Here is a 20,137-nt window from a genome sequence, read left to right as displayed (position 1 = left end):
CGCTTAATTTTTCCCTATACAGCAGCTTTGGCAGCTTCTAAAGCTTCTTCGTAGTTTGGCTCTTCGGTAATTTCTGGAACAATTTGTTTGTAAGTAATTTCCCCATTTTTATCTACAACAAATATAGCTCTCGCACTAACTCCCGCAAGAGGACCGTCAGCTATAAGAACACCATAAGCATTTGCAAAATCTTTATTTCTAAAGTCACTTCCTACACTTAGGTTTTCTATGCCTTCAGTCGTACAAAATCTACCCATAGCAAAAGGTAAATCCATAGAAACGACAGTTACTTCAACTCCGTCAACACTAGTAGCTTCTTCATTGAACTTTCTTGTTTCTGCAGCACATACCGGAGTATCCAAAGACGGAACCGCAACTATAAGTTGAACTTTATCTTTAGCTCCGCCTACTGTAATCTCAGAAAGATCTTTTCCGACTACTTTAACTTCCGGAGCTTTATCTCCAACTTGTACATCATTTCCGCTTAGATTTACATCATTGCCTTTTAGCTTTGTTTTAGCCATACTTCATTTCCTTTTATAAATTTTATATGACATTATAGCTAAATAGGATAAATATTGTCTTAATTATTTAAAAGCCGCCTTTGGCTTTAAGTTTCTTTTCATATTTGTGTCCGATAACGGCTAAAGTGAATGTTATGGAAAAATACATCGCAGCGACAACAAGCCATGTTTCAAACGGAGAAAAGGTGTTGGCAACTATCTCTCGTCCTACTTTTGTCAAGTCTGTTATAGATATGACCGATACCAAAGATGAGTCTTTCACCAAAGCTATAACCTCACCTACAAGTGCCGGCAAAGCCCTTTTTAAAGCCTGGGGCATAATGATATGACCCATGGTTTGGATGTAATTCATTCCCAAAGATTTGGAAGCTTCAGTCTGACCCTTGTCAACTGACTGTATGGCCCCTCTTAATATCTCGGCTATATAGGCTCCATAGAAAAGTCCCAAAGATGCCGCACCGGCAACAAATCTCTCAAGGTTGAATATTGTAGCTATGATAAAATAAAAGATAAAAATCTGCACCAAAAGAGGAGTACCTCTGATGATAGTGATATAAACCGTAGCTATATCATCAAGAAATTGATATCCGCTTATCCTCATAAATGTAAGTATCCATCCGATGACAAAAGCCAGTAACGCTGCATATGCCGATATCTCAAGTGTTACATACAAACCTTTCAGCAAAGGTCCTGATGTCCAGGTGGTATAATATGCCAGCGCATCACCCTCGTAGACTTCATCCCCGTCTTTTACATCCAGGTTTTTATATCCATCGGCCGATAGTGTTTTTTTATTGCCTTCTTCGCCGATTATCGTGATCTTATCGCCATTTATCTTAACCGTTCCGTCAAACGGTGCGGTTAACTCTACTTTTTTCTCATATGCGAAGTATTTTGGAACACTATTCCACTTCCAAACATAGTTCATATGAGTAGCAGCTACATATAAAGCAAAAAGAAGTATAAAGTAAAAACCTCCGGCCAAAAAGTGACCGAAGATTTTGTTTTTTAAAATTGACTCTTTTTTTCGTGCCATTTGTTACTGGACTCTTTTTAGCCAAGAGATGTCATTGAACCATTTGTTGTAAATTTTAGCATATGTTCCGTCATGCTTGATTTGGTTTAGGAAATTATCAAGCCAGTTAAGAAAATCAGGATCACCTTTTCTAACAGCCCATCCGAGTGGTTCAAATGTAAGATCTTTATCCCAGAAAACTATACCTTTTCCACCTCTTTTTGCCATAAACATAGCATTGTAAGGTTTGTCATAAACAAAAGCGTCAGCCTTGCCGTTTAAAAGCTCTTGTACAGCATCTGCTTCAGTATCAAAAGTTCTGATCTTTGCATGCTTGAACATTCTTCTTGTAGCAATTTCACCTGTTACTCCAAGTTTTGTAACTATAGTGTACTGAGGTTTATCAAGGTCTTTCCATGATTTTTTACCTTTTGCTACTGATGCTTTTACAAGCATAGTTTGTCCTATACTTATATAAGGGTTTGCAAAGTTGATCTTTAGGTTTCTTTTTTGAGTGATTGTCATACCTGAAATGATCATATCATACTTGCCTGCAAGTAGTCCGGCTATGATACCATCCCAAGCTGTTGGAACAAGTTTTAGTTTCACTCCCATATCCTTTGCCATTTTTCTGGCAACATCCACGTCAAAACCTATGATCTTACCTTTTTTATCCTTCATTTCAAAAGGCATATATCCAGGCTCCATACCGACTCTTAACTCACCTCTTTGAAGTATCTGGTTCAAAGTGGACTTTTTCCACAGATTTAGATCTGACGCCATCACATTTAGGCTTAGAAATGCTAAGATAGCAACTAAAATCTTTTTCATATTTTCTCCTTAAAAATTTTCTGATTTAACATTTTACTTAAATTTTCTTAAATGTTGTTTATTGCAAAACAGTTACATTTTGAGTATAATCCCAAAATGAAAAAATTAATTGCCGACAAGCTAAGAGAATTTGGTGCGGATATAGTGCTTTTTAGTGTCGCCCTCTCCTGGGGAGCGACCTTTGTCATCGTACAAGATGCCATCAAGGATATCCCTGTTTTTGCATTTTTATTTTTAAGATTTTTTCTTAGTTTTTTACTGATGTTCGCTTTGTCCTTAAAATATATCAAGCAATTTGACAAACAGCTTTTAAAAGCAGGGGTTTTCTTGGGTAGTCTCTTCTTTTTGGGTTATGCTACCCAAACATACGGTCTTGTTTATACGAAATCTTCGATAGTAGCTTTTATAACGGGTTTGAATGTTATCATCGTTCCAATTGTAGTTTATATATTTTTTAGGCAAAAAGTATATATATTTTCTATCATAGGAGCTATTATAGCGGCTTTTGGTCTTTGGCTGTTAACCGGCGCCGGGGGTCTTAACTCATTTGGGAAGGGTGAATTTTACTCTTTTTTGTGTGCAGCGTTTTTTGCCGTGCATATAGTCTTTACAGCCAAACTCTCAAGAGAGTACAACATCTTTTTACTTGTTAGCATTGAGCTCTTAAGTGTTGCTATGCTTTCACTTATAGCCTCACTGTCAGTGGATCCTTTTACATTTCCAAAAACATTTACATACCCTATTATACTGGCTCTTGTAACAACTGTTTTGTTTGCTACGGTTTATGCACTTTTTATGCAAACTTACATGCAACAGTTTACCACTCCGGCTAAAACCGCTATCATCTTTACTATGGAGCCGGCAAGTGCGGCTGTATTTAGCTACTTTTACGCGCATGAAGTGCTGAACTATACCCAGATAACAGGGGGAGCCATCATGATAGCAGCCATGCTCATAGCTGAAATCGGCTCATACTATAGAAACAGAAATTAAGCTAAATCTTTTTTCATCTCTTCAAATTCACTTTTACTGATCTCGCCTCTAGCGTATCTTTTTTTGAGCACTTCAAGTGCCGACTCGCTATTTGTAGAATTGTTGTTGATATTTGTTTTATTGAATATCATATAAATAACATATAAAAATATTCCAAAACCTATCAAAGGAAACAACCACATAAAACCACCTCCCATTCCATAATATCCGCCTGCCATCATCTTGGCCTCCTTAATTAAATATGTGAAAATTATATACCCGGGTCTTTAATGCCGTTTTAACCGACGGTTAATGCAAAATTTGGGATTATTAACTGATGAAACATCAGCTATTGAAGATTTGGTAGGAAAGTTGTAAAAAAAGGTATCACGGTAATCAAAAAAAGATCCAAGAGCATTATGCCAAGAAACGGTAAAACCGCCTTGGATATATCAAGCATGCTACTTTTTGCTATGGAGCCTGATACTATAAGACAAATACCGAGAGGCGGGGTAAGCATACCTATGGCAAGATTGGTCACTATCATGACTCCGTAAGTAAGCGGGTCTATGCCAAGAGTGTTTAGCAGTGGAGTAAGTACCGGCACAAAAAGTATCAAAGAAGCGGTAGTTTCCACAAATGTCCCCATAACAAGCAAAAAGAGGTTGATAGTCAAAAGTAAAATATACTTGTTGTTTCCTATCGCCAAAAAAGCATGTGAGAGTATCTGCTGAACATTATGCATAGATAAAAACCAGGAAAATACAGTTGCTATGGAGATAATGATCAAAATGATAGAGCTTGTGTTTACTGCGTAAAGCGCTGCTTTGTAAAGTTTTTTTAGTGTCAATTCTTTATAAACCGCTCCACTTATGAGTAAAGCATACAAAACCGCTACTGCCGCTGACTCGGTAGCTGTAAAAAGACCACCCAAAATCCCTCCCACGACAATAACAGGAATACCCAAAGATAGAATCGCCCTTTTAAAAGCTACAAATGCCCTTTTTCCGTCAAACTTACTATAGCTCTCTTCCACTTTAAAATCTCTGGTCTTAAAAACAACCAACGCTATCAAAGAGATACCTATCAATATGCCCGGAAATACCCCCGCCAAAAAAAGTTTACCGACTGATATATTGGCTATAAAAGCAAAGATAATCATGGGGATACTAGGAGGTATGATAACCCCTATAGAACCGCCTGTTGCGATGATAGAAGCAGCAAAGTTTTTATCATAGCCTTTATCTTTCATAGAAGGTATCAAAACCGATCCTACTGCCGCAGTGTCAGCTGCGGCTGAGCCGGAAACACCGGCAAATAGCATACTTGAAAGTATGGAAGTGATAGCAAGTCCGCCTCTAAAATGCCCTACAAGAGCTTCAGAAAACTCTACAAGTCTTTTTGAGATACCGCCTTGATCCATAATGCTACCTGCTAACATAAAAAGAGGAACTGCCAAAAGAACATAGGAATTGATACCGTCAAACATCTTTTGGGCTATCATAAAAAAAGGAAGTTTTGCACTAAAAAATGCTACTGTTGTAGATAAACCGATAGATAAAAATATAGGAAAACCGATAAGTATGAGAAAAAGAAGAAGTATAATCAAACTTATCATTTTACAATCTCTCTCAAAAGATCATCGACAAGATAAACTATCCATATAATACTTGCAAGCGGTACTACAAAAAATACATAAGCAAAGGGTATCTGAAGAGTTGCGGTAGTCTGCATCAAAAAAAGAGGCATAAGCTTTATGCTGCCTACCAGTACAACTATCCAAAAAAAGATAAATGACAAAGTTATAAAAAACTCGACAATCCATCTCTTTTTTTGTGATATATATGAAAAGATCGTGTCCACTCTTATATGTACACCGTTTTTATGGGCTATGGTTGAGCCGAGAAATACTATATAAGCCAAAAGGTACCTTGCAACTTCGTTTGACCAATAGATTGAATCATTTAAAACATACCTGTAAAATACCGCCACTCCTAAAAGAAGAGAGAGTAAAAAAAGTAGCAATACAACAAAAAAAGTTATAAACTTGTTTGTCATATTGCTTATGATTGAGATAAAAGAAGCTATCTTTTTTATCATTTACTACTTGGTTAGAATCTCATCGAGATATTTTTTAGCCACACCTTTAAACTCTGCCTTTAAAGGTTTTACTTTTGCTTTAAAAGAGGATAGATCAGGATGCTCGTCTATAACCATACCGTGCTTTTTAAGGTCTTTTAAGAAAAAGTTGGCTTTATCTCTGTTTAGCTTTCTCTCATACAAAGATGCCTCTTTTGTAGCTTCAAAAAGAAGTTTTTGATACTTTTTAGGAAGCGAATCATAAAAAGTCTTACTTCCCACAAAAACCAAAGCTGAGTAAACATGTCTTGTTAGAGATAGATACTTTTGAACTTCATAAAGCTTGAACTGGTCTATAACAGCCAAAGGATTTTCTTGACCGTCTATGACATGTTGAGACAGTTGAGTGTAAATCGGCCAAGGCATTGGAGTAGGATTTGCACCTATAGCTTTCCATATCTCTATCTGAAACTGAGAGTTCATAACTCTTATCTTCAAGCCCTGTACATCTTTTGCACTGTGAATCGGCTTTTTGGAATTTGTTATATTTCTAAAACCGTTTTCCAAAAAGTGATAACCTACCAAATTAGCCTTTGTAAAATCTTTTAAGATACTTTGTCCGATCTTCCCGTCGAGTATCTCATCAGCCTTTTTAAAACTATCAAATATAAAAGGAAATTCTATAGCTTTTATGGAAGGCACCATTTTATCAATAGGACCTGCCGTGATGACTCCCATTTGAAGAGCATTTAACTGCATTTGCTGAAGTATACTTGTCTCACTTCCTACTGAGTGAGAGTGGTGAATGTTTACTTGTATGTCACCATTACTTTTTGCTTCAACTATATCCTTGAACTTCTTTGCGGCCTTATAGTGAAATGAGTTTGGTGTAGTAACAATACCCAAATCTATAGTATAACTACTTCCAAATAAACTAAACGGCAACAAAAATGCGACAAATGCTAGCACCTTCTTCATCTTGACTCCTTGTAAAAATTTTATAATATTTTGCATTATACCAATTAATAGATTATAGTTATCTTTTGAGATGATTTTGAGTCTTATTTGTATTGACAAGATATTTACAATACAATATAATCATATTATGCAAAAGATTATCAAATGGGATGAAGAAAAAAACCAAATTTTACAACTTCAAAGAGGGCTTAGTTTTGAAATGGTTGTTGATTGTTTAGAAAAAGGTGAAATCTTATCAAGAAGGGAGCATTATAACAAAGATAAATATCCAAATCAGTATATCTTTATCTTAAAATTGGATTCATACATCTGCTATGTTCCTTTTGTTGAAAATGAGAGTGAGATTTTTTTAAAAACCATCATACCAAACAGAAAAACTAAAAAAGGAATTTAAAAATGAAAAGTAGTATAACATTAGATGAATATGAAGAAAAGTTACTTAGTGAGATAGAAAATGGTGAGTGGGTAGATAAAAAACTGGAAAATGACGATATCATTATGTACAAAAATAGTGCAAAATACACCAAATCTCTCCAAGAAAAAAACCTGTAACGATAAGATTTAGCGTTAAAGATTTGGCAAAGATAAAAGCTAAAGCAAAAAGCAAAGGCATAGGTTATCAAAATCTCATTCAAGCTTTGGTAAACAACTATGTGGAGGGCAATATTTCTTTAAAGATTTAAAAACTGATGTTAATAACTGATGTTACGCACCATATATAATTTTAGACAAGACAAGAAGGCGTTATATGCAAGGCAGATTTTTGAAAGCCTAACCGTAGTTAAGGTGAGAAAATACGAGCGTTGTCAGATAATACCTTATTGTCTTGCCCTTTGGGTGCTTTTTGCAACACTCCCTTACGGCGTTAGAAAGTTTCAAGTTACCTACGGGTAGCTCTTCAACTTTCTGCCTTGTAATGAAATGTTGCAAAAAACATTTAAAACTATATATGGTGCGTAACATCAGTTAATAATATGTATCAAAGTGAAAAAATTTCATTAAATCAATTTATCATAAATGCTTTGTATCAGATTTACAAACTGTTGATATTATTGAGAAAAAAGTAGAAAAAGCATCTAAAGAAGATTTTTTATTTGTTTTAAGTCAATTCCCAAATAATGAACCATATGAAAATGATAAACTTTAAAGACAGAGTTATAACAAATCAGAGAAGCCAACAAAATGTGTTACTCAAATTATACTTGCAATTAAAGAAAGTTTAGCTTAATTTTTAACACAAACCCTATTTCTTCCACTCTCTTTAGCTTGATAGAGAAGGCTATCAACACGCTTAAGTGCACTGTGCATGTCATCGTCATTTTGAATCTCGATAACACCAAAACTACATGTTATTTGTTGAGGAAGAGGAAATTTATGTTTTGCAATTATTTGTCTCAGTTTTTCCGCAAGTATAGCAGCTTCTTTTAAAGAAGTATTTGGGAGCAAAATCATAAACTCCTCTCCTCCCCATCTGGAAAAAATATCACTTTGGCGTATATTATATTTTATGACTTTTGCTAGTTCTTTGAGTACATCATCACCAACATCATGCCCATATGCGTCATTAACTCTTTTAAAATGGTCGATATCGAAAAAGATGAGACTCATAATGTCATTGTGGCGGTGATGTTGAGATATATATTGTTCAAAAAAGATATCGAACTGTCTTCGGTTGTAAATTCCAGTTAGTAGGTCATAGACTGAAGCTTCCTTTGCCTGCATAAAATTTGCAACAAAAATTGCTGTAATAAATGTCAACATAAAAGTGAAAAGTGTCAAGAAAATGGCAGTATATCGCATATTAAGATACATTTCATCAATAAGAGGAGACAATTTGTACTGTAAAATGTACGCTACAACCCTCTTTTGGATGTTTTTAACCGGCAAAATTGTTATAATATAAAAATGTTTATTGACATAAATTAAAAAAGAGTCGTTTTTACCACTGTGCATAGCAGGTAAAATACTATCTTTTAATTTTGCATCTACTGATTCCATTTGAGAAAATTTTAAAATCATTTTCTCTTGTAAAGGACCTTTATCATAAAGCCATCCTTCTAAAACACTGGAGCGATAATTGTTTTTCTCATCTTTAAAAACTTTCTTGCCAACAACATCTTTTTTAAGTAAAAAAGCATAGGCACTATCCGGATCGACCTGAACAAGCCGTTGTTGCATAGCCTTGAACGAGTAAGAGATCTCAACCGTTCCAAGAAAAAGATCGCCTTTAAAAAGAGGATAGTCATTGCGAAAGCCATTAAAGATACGTCCTTCACTGAAAACACTCAATGGCTTTTTAGTTTTATTGACATACATCAGATCTTCTCTTATATTTACAAGTGAGTCACCAAATTTTTGTGGTCGATGAAATCTTAGAAAGCTAACAGGACCTGGAAGATGAAAATGGAGTTGTCTTAGACCAAAAGATTGCATATAATCATAATCATTTTTCAGTAAATTGTAGAGTTTATAGTGCATTTTTTCAATCTTTTGCGGATCTTTGAGTGCTTGATAGATGAATTTTTTCACATTAGATGTCTCTTCGATTTTAAAGCGTTCAAAAAGATCAGCCATATTATGAAGATTTTTATGAACAAGTGTTATTTGTTGCGAAAATGTCTGTTTTTGTTTTATTAAAACAGTTTGTACTTTTTGGTCATAAATCCAATAATTGAGTATTAATGCTACTATTTCTAATGCGATAAAAATACTAACTATTATTAGAAGAAATAGAGGCTTTTTGAAATATTTTTTAAGTAAATTTAACACTCTTCTTTTTTTACTCCTTATGTTTAAAAAAATAGTCTTTTTGATTTTTGCACATATTATACCGTATTTTTACTGTTGTAATTTGATCTGCAAGCAAGCCAGTGATTAGAAATTTAACAGAAGGCAAAAAAGGAGAGCCCCTTATTATCTTTTTGAGATAATTTTTGGATTTATCCTGATATCTTCTATGTCGGTGAAGTAGTTACGGCTATATGCTTCTATGGCATATCTTCCTATCATGGCGGCATTGTCCGAGCAGTACTTTAATTTTGCAAGTTTTAGATCCATGCCAAACTCTTTACAGAGCCCGAAGATATTTTCTCTCAAGCTAAGATTTGCGCTTGCTCCTCCTACTATGCTAAAAATTTTTATATCATTTGCATTTTTTTTGAGTATATTTTTTGTTTTATGAAGTAGGTGGGCTATGGCTGTTTCTTGGAAAGAGGCGCAAATATCGCACCTGTCCTGTCCATTTAATTCACCCAATGACTCTATGGCAAGTCTTACTTGATTTTTCAGTCCTGAGTAGCTAAAAGCAAGGCGGTTTGAGTTGTACAAAGGTACTGTAAAATGAAATCTTTTAGGGTCTCCTTTTTTGGCATACTCTTCTACCTTTGGACCTCCCGGATATCCTAAAGAGAGCATTTTGGCTACTTTATCAAAACTCTCACCGAAGCTGTCATCCATGGTTGAGGCAAGTACTTGAAATTCAAAAAAACCCTTCACTTTCAAAACCATCGTATGACCACCTGAAACCAAGAGGGTTATCATAGGGAAAATGCCTTTTTCTTCGATAAACAGTGATGCTATATGCCCTTTTAAATGATTGACTGCGATAAGTGGGATGTCTAAAGCTATACTCAAAGCTTTTGCCATAGTCACACCCTCGATAAGAGTAACTGAAAGTCCGGGTTCATTTGTAACCGCTACGGCTTTTATGGCATCGAGATATATTTTACACTCTTCAAGCATCCTTGGAAGTGCTTCAGTATGAAGCCTTGCGGCAAGCTCAGGTACCACTCCGCCATAAGCTGAATGTTCACTATCTTGAGAAATCTTTTTATGATATATAAGTTTTTTCGTATCTATCTCTGTTATGGCTATGGAACTGTCATCACAACTACTTTCGATGCTAAGTATCATATTAACTCTTTTGCATAAGCTCTTACTTCTTTATCGATTTCAAATATATCATCAAAACTTGATAATTTTATATCTTGAAATTTTTCATATGACAATAGAGCGATTTTGGATATATCAAAGAACGATATATCTCCTTTTAAAAAGGCTTCTACCCCTATTTCGTTAACTGCGTTGATTACCACTCCTAAGTGGGGATTTTTTAAAATATCATCTTTTATCCGCCATATGGGGTATCTTTTAGGATCAATCTTTTTAAAACTTATCTCTTTTATATCTAGTAGATTTATGTTTGGGATTATCTTGTGAGACGGCTCTTTTCCTAAGATAGCATAAGATATGGGAAGTCTCATGTCAGCTCCCGCAAAGTGCGCGGTCGTGCTTCCGTCTTTAAACTCTAAAAGAGCGTGTATTATAGAGTTTTTCTCTATAACTGCATCAACACTGTCCGTATCAAAAAGCCATTTTGCCTCAAGAAGTTCAAAAAGTTTGTTTGTCATAGTCGCACTGTCTATGCTTATCTTTTTACCCATTTTCCAGTTTGGGTGATTTAATGCATCACTTGCTTTTTGATCCCTTATCTTGGATATATCCATATCTCTAAAAGGTCCACCGCTGGCAGTCAAGATGACCCTATCTATATCTCTATCATTTAAAAGATACCATACCGCAAAGTGTTCGCTGTCTATGGGGATTATTTTCGAATTGTCCACAAAAGCTCCTGCAACTACAAGACTCTCTTTGTTTGCAAGAGCGAGTTTTTTATCAAGTCTCAATGCTTCAATAGTGGGTTTTAGTCCCAAAAACCCGACAAGTGCGTTTACCACAAGCTTGCTTTTGGAGATATTTATAGTTTCGAGTATCCCTTCCTCGCCGTAAAAAACTTTATCATGTTTTACAAGAGAAACCAACTCCTTTTTTGCGACTACTACAAATTTGGGATGAAACTCCTCTATCTGAGTATTTAAGAGTTCTACATTGTTTCCGGCAACCAGTGTTTCTACTTCAAGATTGAACTCTCTTGCGATATTTAAGACATTTACCCCGATAGAACCGGTACAGCCAAGAAGTATCAATTACGCCAAGCCTCTTAAGAGTATCACCATGACAACTCCCGCGAAGAGATATCCATCAACCCTGTCAAGCACACCTCCATGTCCCGGTAAAACCGACCCACTGTCTTTTACTCCGGCTTCTCTTTTTAGATAGCTCTCGAACAAATCACCGTAAACACTTGCCAAAGATGTTAGTACGGATACAAACAGGCTTAGCCAAAAACCCACATAGTTCAAGCCGTAAAAAGTTCCGATTATCGAAGCTATGACTACGCCGCCTATAACTCCTTCAACGGTTTTATTGGGTGAAATGGAGGAGAACTTTCTTTTGCCTATGCTTTTGCCTGTAAAGTATGCTCCGCTATCAGTAAATACAACTATAAAAACAAGCCATATCAAGATTCCCATCCCAAAATCATGATAAAGCGCCAAGACAAACAAAAACGGGGTCATGGGGTACAAGAAAGGATAAAGTAGTTTGAAGTCCACCTTCTTTTCATAAAGCATTATAGATATGGCGATCACAAGCACTAAAAACGACAAATCATCGGGATTTGGATAGAAAAGTGCCACAAGCCATATGATAAGAGCCAAAGAGTAGAGTATATTGCTTTTTATCTTAAAAAGATTGATGCTCTCATGCATCGAAAATATATATGCCACTCCCAAAAACAGCCATGTTAAAAAATAGTTATCTATCAGACCTACTATACCTACGACCACAACCAGCACGATCGCAGTCATATATCTTTGTTTGTCTTTTGAGAATTTTTCTTTTATGTTCATAATTATTTACCTAATTGTATATTTTTGCAATTATACTGAAATTAACTTAGACTTTGATATCAAGAAGATGTGTGCTTTGCTTTTTATCTTTTATCTTTTTTTCCACTTTGTTCATGAGTTTTTCTTCATTCTCTTTTTCTCCGCTTTCTTCATCCTTTTTTTCTCTTTCATGCTCATTCTCTGGATCTATTTTATAACTCTCTTCTGTCGGTCTTACCTCTTCAACTTCTTTTTCTTTTTCATTTAAAAGTTCGGCTGCCATGACATTTTGAAGATCGAGTTTGCTTTGAAAATCTATCTGTTTGGCAGCAGGTACTTGCATATTTTGATTTGCATATATAACACCGCCGAGTGGAGAGATACCCATGATAAATCCTTAAACTTTAACCCCTAAGGTTTTATAATTGACATAATTTACTTTTGCACCTGAAATGACTTTTACATTCCTTCTTGTTGTATAATCGACCAAATAGGAGCTTTTTTGAGTCGTGCTGAACTTTACACACAAATGAGCCCCAAACTCCAACACCTCTTTTGGAACTTCTTTTTTATTTGAGCTTATTATAACATGAGTTGAGGGTAAATCTTTCAAATGAAGCCAAATATCACTCATTTTTGCATTTTTTAAAAGATAGGCATTGGCTTTTTCATTTTTGCCCAAAGAGAGCTTGTATCCTTCAAAATAGAAATTTTCCACCCCGTCATAACTTTTTTCTTTTTTACCGATTTTTTTTGCTTTCGGAAAGTAAAGCTTTAATTCATCCGGACTTTCTACCTCTTTTATGATCTGCTCAAGACTTTTTAAATATCTGATCTTAGAATCCAGATTTTCAACTTCAAGGTGGATATTTTTTGCTTTTTGTTTTGACTTTTTAGATAAATCATACAGTATGTTTGCCGCTTGTGAAGGAGTTTTTGCTTCTTTTGGGAATTTTATACATACATCATTTCCGTCATAATCTTTAACTACCGCCTCTTTTTGGTAATTTTTTATATCGGACAGATTTGCAAGCAACAGTTCCGCCTCTTTTTGGTAATTTTTGGATCTTTTTATAAGCTCACTCTCAAGCGGTAATTTTCCTTTTATCTTTTTTAATTTTTCAAGTTTTCTGTGGATAGCTATAAGTTTTTGGTTTATCGTATTATTGAGTTTTTTTTGCATTTTTTCTTTGTATTTATCATATAGATACTTTTTGATATCTTCTATAACCATATCTTTTTCCCCAAATTCAATCCCCGGAAGTTTAGGTAGCTTTATGCCGTTTTTTATCTCTCTGTAAGAAACGCTTTTATCGATATGTCTTAGGGCTTCAAGTATGATAAACTCTTCATCGCAGATGATAACATTGGTATGTCTTCCCGTAAATTCAAATTGGAGATAGGTTACGGTAGCCTTATAACTCTTTTTTTGCATGAGTTTGAAACGTACTATCTTATTGCCTTTGAGTACTTCAACTTCTTCGATAAAAGAGTTGAAACACCTCTTTTTCAAAACTATATCAAAGGGAGCTGAGTATATTTTTGAACTTTTGTAGTCATCTTTTTTAAAGATATAGGAGTTTCCTTTGGTCATATCGAAAAACAGGGTCTCTTTTTTATCAAATATCAACTTTAAAACCGTATCATCGACTCTGTAGATACTCTCAAGTTTTTTAAAGTTTTTTATATACTCGATTATTTTTACCAATTCCGCTCGTTTCACTTGTAAATCTCCTTTAATCTGTTTATTTTATCATATTAATTCTACACAAAAGTTAAACATTTAAAAAGTACAATTTCACTGCCCGACCAAAACCGGCATACTTTTGGTTGGGTCTAAAAATCCAAAGGAGAATGACATGATATCGCTCGAGGAACAAATAGCACAGTATGATGCTCAAAAGGCACAAAAAGTACCAAAAGAGATCTTGGATACCATGCAAAAGGCAACTATGGCCATGAAGATAGAAAATATAGAGAAAAATGCTCTTAAAAGTGGTGATATTATGCCAAATTTTACTCTTAAAAATCATTTACAGCAAGAAAGAGAATTTTATGATTATCTGGAAAAAAACACCGGTGGTACTAAGTTTTTACAGGGGAGGGTGGTGCCCCTACTGTAATCTCGAATTAAACGCTCTGCAGGCATCTTTGCCTTTGATAAGGTCTTTGGGAGCCGATTTGGTCGGTATATCTCCAGAAACTCCGGACAATTCACTTTCAACCAAAGAAAAGAACGGACTTCTTTTTGATATCCTGTTCGATAAAGATAACGTATTGGCAAAAGCACTCGGTCTGGCTTTTGAATTGCCTGATAGTCTAAAGGAAATATATGAAAGTTTCGGTATAGACATACCGGGGCAAAACGGAAATAACAGTTATCTTGTCCCTATGCCGGCAACCTATATCATAGACCAAAATTCAAAAATTTTATACCATTTTATCGATGCGGATTATACAAAAAGGGCTGAGCCGACAAAAATATTGGAAAATTTAAAGAAATTTTTCGGATAAATTTAAAAAAATAACTACTCTTTTACAAAAAATGTGTTATCATACCTGCTATAAAATTTTAGTCTGAAAAAGGACTTGAAACTTGGTGGTGCATAATGTCACAAGAATTGATACTTTCCGGGGTTATCATCTTTATCTTGGCGGTTGCGATCCCTATTATATTCCTTGCCACAAAAAACCTTGGTCCTAAAAATCCAAATATAAAAAATAAAAACTTAACATATGAAAGCGGTGTATCAACACCTGTTGGAGATATAGGCTCAAGACACAATGTTAGATTTTATCTTGTTGCGATTTTATTTATCATTTTTGATGTCGAGATCATATTTTTATTTCCATGGGCTGTAAATGTCAGGGAATTGGGGGCTTTAGGTCTTGTAGAGATATTTCTATTTGTTTTTCTCCTTGTAGCGGGACTTGTTTATGTTTATATGAAAAAGGCATTGAAATGGCAGTAGGAGCTGAGGCGATATTTGGCGACAGTGTTATCACTACAAAACTTGACAGTGCCGTAAACTGGGCTAGAGAGTCTTCTTTATGGCCGTATATATTCGGTACCGCGTGTTGCGCCATAGAGTTTATGAGTGTAGCATCTTCCAAGTATGATATATCGAGATTTGGCGCTGAAGTTGTAAGATTTGTTCCCAAACAGGCAGATCTCATGATAGTCGCCGGAACCATAAGCTACAAACAAGCCCCGATTTTGAAGATGATATATGATCAGATTTGTGAGCCAAAGTGGGTCATAAGCATGGGAGCATGTGCATGCAGCGGCGGTTTTTATGACAATTATACCACTATGCAGGGAATCGATCAGATAATCCCTGTGGATGTATATCTTGCCGGTTGCCCTCCAAGACCCGAAGCCATACTTGACGGCATTATGCAAATCCAAAAAATGAGTCAGGACGAATCGATACTGAAAGACAGGGTAAAAAATTTCAAAGGCTTGCTGGATGCTTGACAAGTTGGAAAAAGAAGGCGAAAAATATATCGTTTTGCCGGTTGATTTGAAAGATACCGTAGCATATATAAAATACGAATTGAACTATAGCTTTTTCGTAGATTTGACCGTAGTTGACTACTTGAACTACATTGAAAAGAAAAAAAGCAGATTTGCCGTTGTTTATATATTCAGGAGTGAGGATTTCAAAGATACGATCATTCTTAAAAGTTATCTTGAAGATAATCTTGAGGTTGAAAGCATCAGTTCGATCTATGACGGTGCAAACTGGGCTGAGAGAGAAGCGTATGATCAGTACGGCATCACTTTTGCAGGACATCATAACTTAAAAAGGATACTAAATCATAAAAACTTCATAGGGCACCCATTAAGAAAAGATTATCCCATAACAAAAGGGCAGCTATGCATTGAAACGGATGATTTGATAGATGAAATGACAAAAAAACTAAGACTTAGAGGATACAGTGACAGTGAAGATTTGACTTTTCTAAATCTAGGTCCAGCTCATCCTGCAAGTCACGGAACCATCAGAACATTTGTCGCACTAAAAGATGAAAAGATCGTAAGTGCGGTCAGTGAGATAGGTTACCTTCACAGAGGTTTTGAGAAATCATGCGAAAATCACAAATACAACCAAATCATCCCATATACCGACAGGCTCAACTACTGTTCTGCCATACTAAATAACATTGCCTTTGCGGATTCGGTTGAAAAAATGCTGGATATCGAGATACCTGATCGTGCAAAATTTATCAGAGTCATCATTGGCGAACTTTCCCGTATCATAGACCATCTAGTATGCTTGGCAGCTGCACTTGTGGATATGGGAGCACTAACAAACTATTGGTATCTTTACAATCCAAGAGAAACTGTATATGATCTTCTCTCCAAACTTACAGGAGCCAGACTAACGAATGCCTATATGAGAGTAGGTGGTGTGAAGTGGGACCTGTATGACGGTTTTGAGGATGACTTGAATATTTGCTTGAAAGATATACTAAAAGGCGTGGATGACTCTTTGAAACTAGTTGCGCACAATAAAATATTTTTGGATAGATCCCAAAATGTAGGTATCATCAACAAAGAGGATGCTTTGAGTTTTGGCATAAGCGGTCCAAACCTAAGAGCTAGCGGAGTCGCATATGACTTAAGGGTGGCAAAACCTTACTACTACTATGACAGTTTTGACTTCGAGATACCGGTTGGAAGTGTAGGTGATGTTTATGACAGACTCATGGTAAGGTTTGAAGAGATATACCAAAGTATATCCATCATAAAACAGGCTATGAAAAGATTGCCAAGTGGTGATATCTGTGTTAATGACAAGAGAGTGTTTTTGCCCAAAAAAGATGATGTTTATCATAATATTGAAGGATTGATGAATCAATTCAAATTGATCTTCGAAGGTGTAAAAGTTCCAAAAAAAGAGAGTTACTCCGCCATTGAAGCTACAAACGGGGAACTGGGTTTTTATATAGTGAGTGATGGTAGCGGGATACCATACAAGGTAAAAGTAAGACCTCCTTGTTTTTACTCCATGAGCGCACTTCCACAAATCATCGAAGATCATTTGGTAGCGGATGCCGTTATAACACTGAGTAGTTTAAATATCATTGCCGGGGAGCTGGATAGATGAGTGGATTTTGTTTTAATGAAAAGAACATTGAAAAATTTGAGAACTTAAAAAAAAGATATCCCGATATCAAATCATTGACACTTCCTGGACTTTGGCTCATACAAGAACAAGAAGGGTGGATAAGCCTGGAAGCCATGAAATATCTCGCCGATAAACTCGGTTTAAGTGAAGCGGACGTTTACTCGGTAGCGACTTTTTATACGATGTTCAAGCTCGAACCAAAAGGAAAATATCATATATGCTTATGCAAAACAGCAAGTTGCAAACTAAGAGGAAGTGAAACGATACTGAAAAAGATAGAGGATAAACTTGGCATCAAACCCGGAGAAACCACAAAAGACGGTAAATTTTCACTTGAAGAGGTAGAGTGTCTCGGTGCTTGCGGAAATGCGCCCGCAATGAGCCTGAATGATATATATTATGAGAATTTAACGACAAATGAGATAGAAAATATCTTGGATGGATTAGAGTAATGCTTGTAAAAATAGAAAGTAAAAACTTCGATATAGAAAACTCTCACAAGATCGATGTCGCTCTTGCCCATGACAGATACAGATCTCTTGATAAAATCTTTGACTTGAATCCTAATGACATCGTAGATGAAGTGGATAAAAGCGGACTAAGAGGAAAAGGCGGGGGTGGAGCACCTGCAGGTGGAAAATGGAAACTTATGCAAGGATATGAGGGCAGACAAAAATATCTGGTTGTAAATGCCGACGAGAGTGAGCCTGGAACCTTCAAGGACAGACAGATCATGGAGTATGATCCTCATCTTTTGATAGAGGGGATGATAGATACTTGCTATGCCATAAAAGCAACAAAAGCATACATTTATATAAGGGGAGAATACTTTTTTTGGTATAACAGGCTAAATGAAGCGATAGATGAAGCATATGAGAAAGGTGTTCTCGGAGACAATATAAAAGGTAGCGGCTTTTCGCTTGACATAACTGTTCACAGAGGTGCGGGAGCTTATATTTGCGGGGAAAAATCGGCACTTTTGGAATCGCTTGAAGGAAAAAGAGGACACCCAAGGCTTAAACCACACCAAAAAGAGCCTGAGTGGTTTTTTGGAGAGCCTACTCTTGTAAACAATGTCGAAACCATATCTTCCGTTCCTTTTATAGTCAATGAAGGCTATGAAGCTTATAGAGCCTACGGTACCCAAAAGAGTCCTGGCACTATGCTTTTTGGCATGAGCGGACACGTCAACAACCCCGGCATCTATGAAACGCCTTACGGGATAAGCATGAAAGAATATATAGAAAAAGTTGGCGGCGGGATTTTAAACGGTAAAAAATTAAAAGCCGTCATACCCGGAGGTTCATCCTGTTCCATTTTGCGAGGTGACGAGATAGATGACGTTACGCTTGATTACGAATCGCTCAGAGAACATGGCTCAAGCCTGGGTACAGGCGGGATGATAGTAATGAACGAGGATGTTTTTGTCCCGGAAATCACGAAAAATCTACTTGAATTTTATCACCATGAATCCTGCGGACAATGCACGCCATGCCGTGAAGGAGTAGGATGGAGTGACAGGCTGCTTCAAAAGATACTCTCAGGAAACGGCACGAAAAAAGATATAGATACCATTTTGGATGTGGCTGATTTGATGAATGGAAAAACCATATGCGTATTTGCGCCTGCGGTTTCAGCGGTACTTATAAGCCATATCAAAAAATTTCCGGATGAATTTTACTCTCTTGTGAAATAATTTAGAAATACTCTTTACTTAAAAAATTTTGATATAAAAGCAAAAAGCAGAGTAAGCACAATGCTGAGCAATATGGATGAAGTTATAGGAAAATAAAATTTGAAGTTTTCTTTTTGGATGACTATATCGCCCGGGAGTTTAAAAAGCGGAAAGCCTTTGAAGATATATAAAAATACTCCTATCACTATAAAGATGATACCTAAAATTATAAAAAATCTATCCATCTCTTTTTATACTCTTTAGATAATATGCCAGTCCAAAAAGCAAGAAAGTGACCCCCATGAGTAAAAATACAGCATAAAGAATCTTCTCGGGTCCTATGATGGCAAACTTGAAAACAAGCATCAATGCTTCTATAGATAGTGCTATGATGATGGAGCCAAGAAATCGTATCATGGTTTTATGAATATCATCTATATGTGTTTTTGCATTTTTCCCCAGGACTTCTTCTTCAAATATTGTTTTTATAAGATCAAATATAGCCAATGAAAGGGTTATGAGGATCGTGGATTCGAATATCTCCTTGATGTCTAGTTTTTCTATACTGAATCCATAAGTGGCGATACTGCTTAAGCCTTTAAAAAACAATAAAAAAGCTACCAAGAACAAAGCAAAACAGAAGAGTGAATAGGCTATTTTATTGAATCTTCCAAAAAGCGAATCTATGGAAGTAGGATGAACGACTTTAAGTAGATTTTTCAAAGTTATATCGAGGCATACTACATATTTTAGCTTTCCTTTGTCATCATAAACAGGATATGAGGCGGTTACGACGATCTCTTTTGTCTTGGAGGAAGGATATGGGTCCGTCATGATGCATTTCTTCTCTTTTACCGCCCTGTAGTATGATGCCCTTAGGCTTTTGTTGGAGTTTTTACCTTTACGATAATCTGCATTGTTGGAAATGGCATCAATGATCTGGATACCTTGTTTATCAAGTATATACAAAGCGTCTATCTCGGTATTCTCTTTTTTTATCTTTTTAAGTGCCTGTATTATGTCATCTTGGGATATGTTGGGCAAAGAGTTGGGTATGTTTCTTGTTAGCAAAAAGCATAAAAAAGCTCTAGCATTTACTCTGATCTGATTAAAATCCTGAATCTCTCTTGATACCATATTTCACCCTATTCTAATAATTTATTGTTATTATAACAAATTTATGGTACAATGTCCTTTCT

Annotated in this window: 26 protein-coding genes; 11 read left to right on the top strand and 15 right to left on the bottom strand. The window is 35.9% G+C overall.

What is annotated here, in order from left to right:
- Positions 1-14 precede the first annotated feature (14 nt).
- From tpx to ACZ47B_RS08795, 3 genes are all read right to left on the bottom strand, one after another.
- Entirely contained in the window at positions 15-524 is a 510-nt protein-coding gene (gene tpx / locus ACZ47B_RS08805; protein ID WP_464894177.1) for a thiol peroxidase, read from the bottom strand.
- A 67-nt stretch (positions 525-591) separates the two neighbouring features.
- Complete coding sequence (locus tag ACZ47B_RS08800; RefSeq protein WP_464894176.1) at positions 592-1,560, bottom strand: amino acid ABC transporter permease; 969 nt, start codon at positions 1,558-1,560, stop codon at positions 592-594.
- A gap of 3 nt (positions 1,561-1,563) precedes the next feature.
- A complete protein-coding gene (locus tag ACZ47B_RS08795) occupies positions 1,564-2,370 on the bottom strand; it encodes a transporter substrate-binding domain-containing protein (protein ID WP_464894175.1) in 807 nt (268 codons plus the stop codon).
- Between the two features lie 96 nt (positions 2,371-2,466).
- On the opposite strand from ACZ47B_RS08795, the gene ACZ47B_RS08790 reads away from it, so the two are divergent.
- Positions 2,467-3,363 carry a DMT family transporter gene (locus tag ACZ47B_RS08790; RefSeq protein WP_464894174.1) on the top strand — a complete coding sequence of 299 codons (897 nt, stop codon included), beginning with the start codon at positions 2,467-2,469 and terminating at the stop codon, positions 3,361-3,363.
- Here ACZ47B_RS08790 and ACZ47B_RS08785 read toward each other — a convergent pair.
- From ACZ47B_RS08785 to ACZ47B_RS08770, 4 genes are all read right to left on the bottom strand, one after another.
- Positions 3,360-3,584, bottom strand: a complete 225-nt coding sequence (locus ACZ47B_RS08785; RefSeq protein WP_464894173.1) for an SHOCT domain-containing protein — start codon at positions 3,582-3,584, stop codon at positions 3,360-3,362. The two genes, ACZ47B_RS08790 and ACZ47B_RS08785, sit on opposite strands and share 4 nt — an antisense overlap.
- 107 nt (positions 3,585-3,691) lie before the next feature.
- The gene (locus ACZ47B_RS08780; RefSeq protein ID WP_464894172.1) at positions 3,692-4,960 is read right to left on the bottom strand and encodes a TRAP transporter large permease; all 1,269 of its coding nucleotides are present in this window, start codon (positions 4,958-4,960) and stop codon (positions 3,692-3,694) included.
- On the bottom strand, positions 4,957-5,442 hold the full coding sequence (locus tag ACZ47B_RS08775; RefSeq protein WP_464894171.1) for a TRAP transporter small permease: 486 nt from the start codon (positions 5,440-5,442) through the stop codon (positions 4,957-4,959). The genes ACZ47B_RS08780 and ACZ47B_RS08775 overlap by 4 nt, the downstream gene beginning before the upstream one ends.
- Positions 5,443-5,445: 3 nt before the next feature.
- Entirely contained in the window at positions 5,446-6,399 is a 954-nt protein-coding gene (locus ACZ47B_RS08770) for a TRAP transporter substrate-binding protein (RefSeq protein WP_464894170.1), read from the bottom strand.
- A gap of 127 nt (positions 6,400-6,526) precedes the next feature.
- Between ACZ47B_RS08770 and ACZ47B_RS08765 the strand changes: the two genes are divergently transcribed.
- Genes ACZ47B_RS08765 through ACZ47B_RS08755 form a run of 3 tightly spaced genes read left to right on the top strand, consistent with a single transcriptional unit; the run spans position 6,527 to position 7,082 of the window.
- Positions 6,527-6,793 (top strand): DUF4258 domain-containing protein, encoded by a 267-nt coding sequence (locus ACZ47B_RS08765; protein ID WP_464894169.1) that lies wholly within the window; start codon positions 6,527-6,529, stop codon positions 6,791-6,793.
- A gap of 2 nt (positions 6,794-6,795) precedes the next feature.
- Positions 6,796-6,951, top strand: a complete 156-nt coding sequence (locus tag ACZ47B_RS08760; protein ID WP_464894168.1) for a hypothetical protein — start codon at positions 6,796-6,798, stop codon at positions 6,949-6,951.
- Between the two features lie 23 nt (positions 6,952-6,974).
- Positions 6,975-7,082 carry a hypothetical protein gene (locus ACZ47B_RS08755; RefSeq protein ID WP_464894167.1) on the top strand — a complete coding sequence of 36 codons (108 nt, stop codon included), beginning with the start codon at positions 6,975-6,977 and terminating at the stop codon, positions 7,080-7,082.
- A 541-nt stretch (positions 7,083-7,623) separates the two neighbouring features.
- Here the strand turns inward: ACZ47B_RS08755 and ACZ47B_RS08750 are convergent.
- The 6 genes from ACZ47B_RS08750 to ACZ47B_RS08725 all read right to left on the bottom strand — a co-directional run bounded on the left by ACZ47B_RS08750 (position 7,624) and on the right by ACZ47B_RS08725 (position 13,851).
- Positions 7,624-9,168 carry a GGDEF domain-containing protein gene (locus ACZ47B_RS08750; RefSeq protein WP_464894166.1) on the bottom strand — a complete coding sequence of 515 codons (1,545 nt, stop codon included), beginning with the start codon at positions 9,166-9,168 and terminating at the stop codon, positions 7,624-7,626.
- Positions 9,169-9,312: 144 nt separating this feature from the next.
- Positions 9,313-10,311, bottom strand: a complete 999-nt coding sequence (gene tsaD / locus ACZ47B_RS08745; protein ID WP_464894165.1) for a tRNA (adenosine(37)-N6)-threonylcarbamoyltransferase complex transferase subunit TsaD — start codon at positions 10,309-10,311, stop codon at positions 9,313-9,315.
- On the bottom strand, positions 10,308-11,384 hold the full coding sequence (gene dxr, locus ACZ47B_RS08740) for a 1-deoxy-D-xylulose-5-phosphate reductoisomerase (protein ID WP_464894164.1): 1,077 nt from the start codon (positions 11,382-11,384) through the stop codon (positions 10,308-10,310). Before dxr ends, tsaD begins: the two co-directional genes overlap by 4 nt.
- Positions 11,385-12,149 carry a phosphatidate cytidylyltransferase gene (locus tag ACZ47B_RS08735; RefSeq protein ID WP_464894163.1) on the bottom strand — a complete coding sequence of 255 codons (765 nt, stop codon included), beginning with the start codon at positions 12,147-12,149 and terminating at the stop codon, positions 11,385-11,387.
- 46 nt (positions 12,150-12,195) lie between these two features.
- On the bottom strand, positions 12,196-12,516 hold the full coding sequence (locus tag ACZ47B_RS08730; protein WP_464894162.1) for a hypothetical protein: 321 nt from the start codon (positions 12,514-12,516) through the stop codon (positions 12,196-12,198).
- Positions 12,517-12,525: 9 nt separating this feature from the next.
- Positions 12,526-13,851, bottom strand: coding sequence for an NFACT family protein (locus ACZ47B_RS08725; RefSeq protein WP_464894161.1), 1,326 nt, complete (start codon positions 13,849-13,851; stop codon positions 12,526-12,528).
- 136 nt (positions 13,852-13,987) lie between these two features.
- On the opposite strand from ACZ47B_RS08725, the gene ACZ47B_RS08720 reads away from it, so the two are divergent.
- The 7 genes from ACZ47B_RS08720 (at position 13,988) to nuoF (ending at position 18,959) form a co-directional block, all read left to right on the top strand.
- Entirely contained in the window at positions 13,988-14,251 is a 264-nt protein-coding gene (locus ACZ47B_RS08720; protein WP_464894160.1) for a hypothetical protein, read from the top strand.
- Positions 14,184-14,642 carry a peroxiredoxin-like family protein gene (locus ACZ47B_RS08715; RefSeq protein ID WP_464894159.1) on the top strand — a complete coding sequence of 153 codons (459 nt, stop codon included), beginning with the start codon at positions 14,184-14,186 and terminating at the stop codon, positions 14,640-14,642. The genes ACZ47B_RS08720 and ACZ47B_RS08715 overlap by 68 nt, the downstream gene beginning before the upstream one ends.
- A gap of 95 nt (positions 14,643-14,737) precedes the next feature.
- Positions 14,738-15,100, top strand: a complete 363-nt coding sequence (locus tag ACZ47B_RS08710; protein WP_464894158.1) for an NADH-quinone oxidoreductase subunit A — start codon at positions 14,738-14,740, stop codon at positions 15,098-15,100.
- Entirely contained in the window at positions 15,091-15,606 is a 516-nt protein-coding gene (locus ACZ47B_RS08705) for an NADH-quinone oxidoreductase subunit B (protein WP_464894157.1), read from the top strand. Before ACZ47B_RS08710 ends, ACZ47B_RS08705 begins: the two co-directional genes overlap by 10 nt.
- Positions 15,599-17,242 (top strand): NADH-quinone oxidoreductase subunit D, encoded by a 1,644-nt coding sequence (locus ACZ47B_RS08700; RefSeq protein ID WP_464894156.1) that lies wholly within the window; start codon positions 15,599-15,601, stop codon positions 17,240-17,242. The genes ACZ47B_RS08705 and ACZ47B_RS08700 overlap by 8 nt, the downstream gene beginning before the upstream one ends.
- Positions 17,239-17,715, top strand: a complete 477-nt coding sequence (nuoE, locus tag ACZ47B_RS08695) for an NADH-quinone oxidoreductase subunit NuoE (protein WP_464894155.1) — start codon at positions 17,239-17,241, stop codon at positions 17,713-17,715. Before ACZ47B_RS08700 ends, nuoE begins: the two co-directional genes overlap by 4 nt.
- Positions 17,715-18,959 (top strand): NADH-quinone oxidoreductase subunit NuoF, encoded by a 1,245-nt coding sequence (nuoF, locus tag ACZ47B_RS08690; RefSeq protein ID WP_464894154.1) that lies wholly within the window; start codon positions 17,715-17,717, stop codon positions 18,957-18,959. The genes nuoE and nuoF overlap by 1 nt, the downstream gene beginning before the upstream one ends.
- 14 nt (positions 18,960-18,973) lie before the next feature.
- Here the strand turns inward: nuoF and ACZ47B_RS08685 are convergent, their stop codons facing one another.
- Together ACZ47B_RS08685 and ACZ47B_RS08680 are read right to left on the bottom strand one after the other, a co-directional pair.
- Positions 18,974-19,183 carry a DUF2905 domain-containing protein gene (locus ACZ47B_RS08685; RefSeq protein ID WP_464894153.1) on the bottom strand — a complete coding sequence of 70 codons (210 nt, stop codon included), beginning with the start codon at positions 19,181-19,183 and terminating at the stop codon, positions 18,974-18,976.
- A complete protein-coding gene (locus tag ACZ47B_RS08680; protein WP_464894152.1) occupies positions 19,176-20,075 on the bottom strand; it encodes a PDC sensor domain-containing protein in 900 nt (299 codons plus the stop codon). The genes ACZ47B_RS08685 and ACZ47B_RS08680 overlap by 8 nt, the downstream gene beginning before the upstream one ends.
- Between the last annotated feature and the right edge of the window lie 62 nt (positions 20,076-20,137).

The sequence above is a fragment of the Thiofractor thiocamini genome, from assembly GCF_055384375.1.
This window is presented reverse-complemented; position numbering and strand designations above follow the sequence as displayed.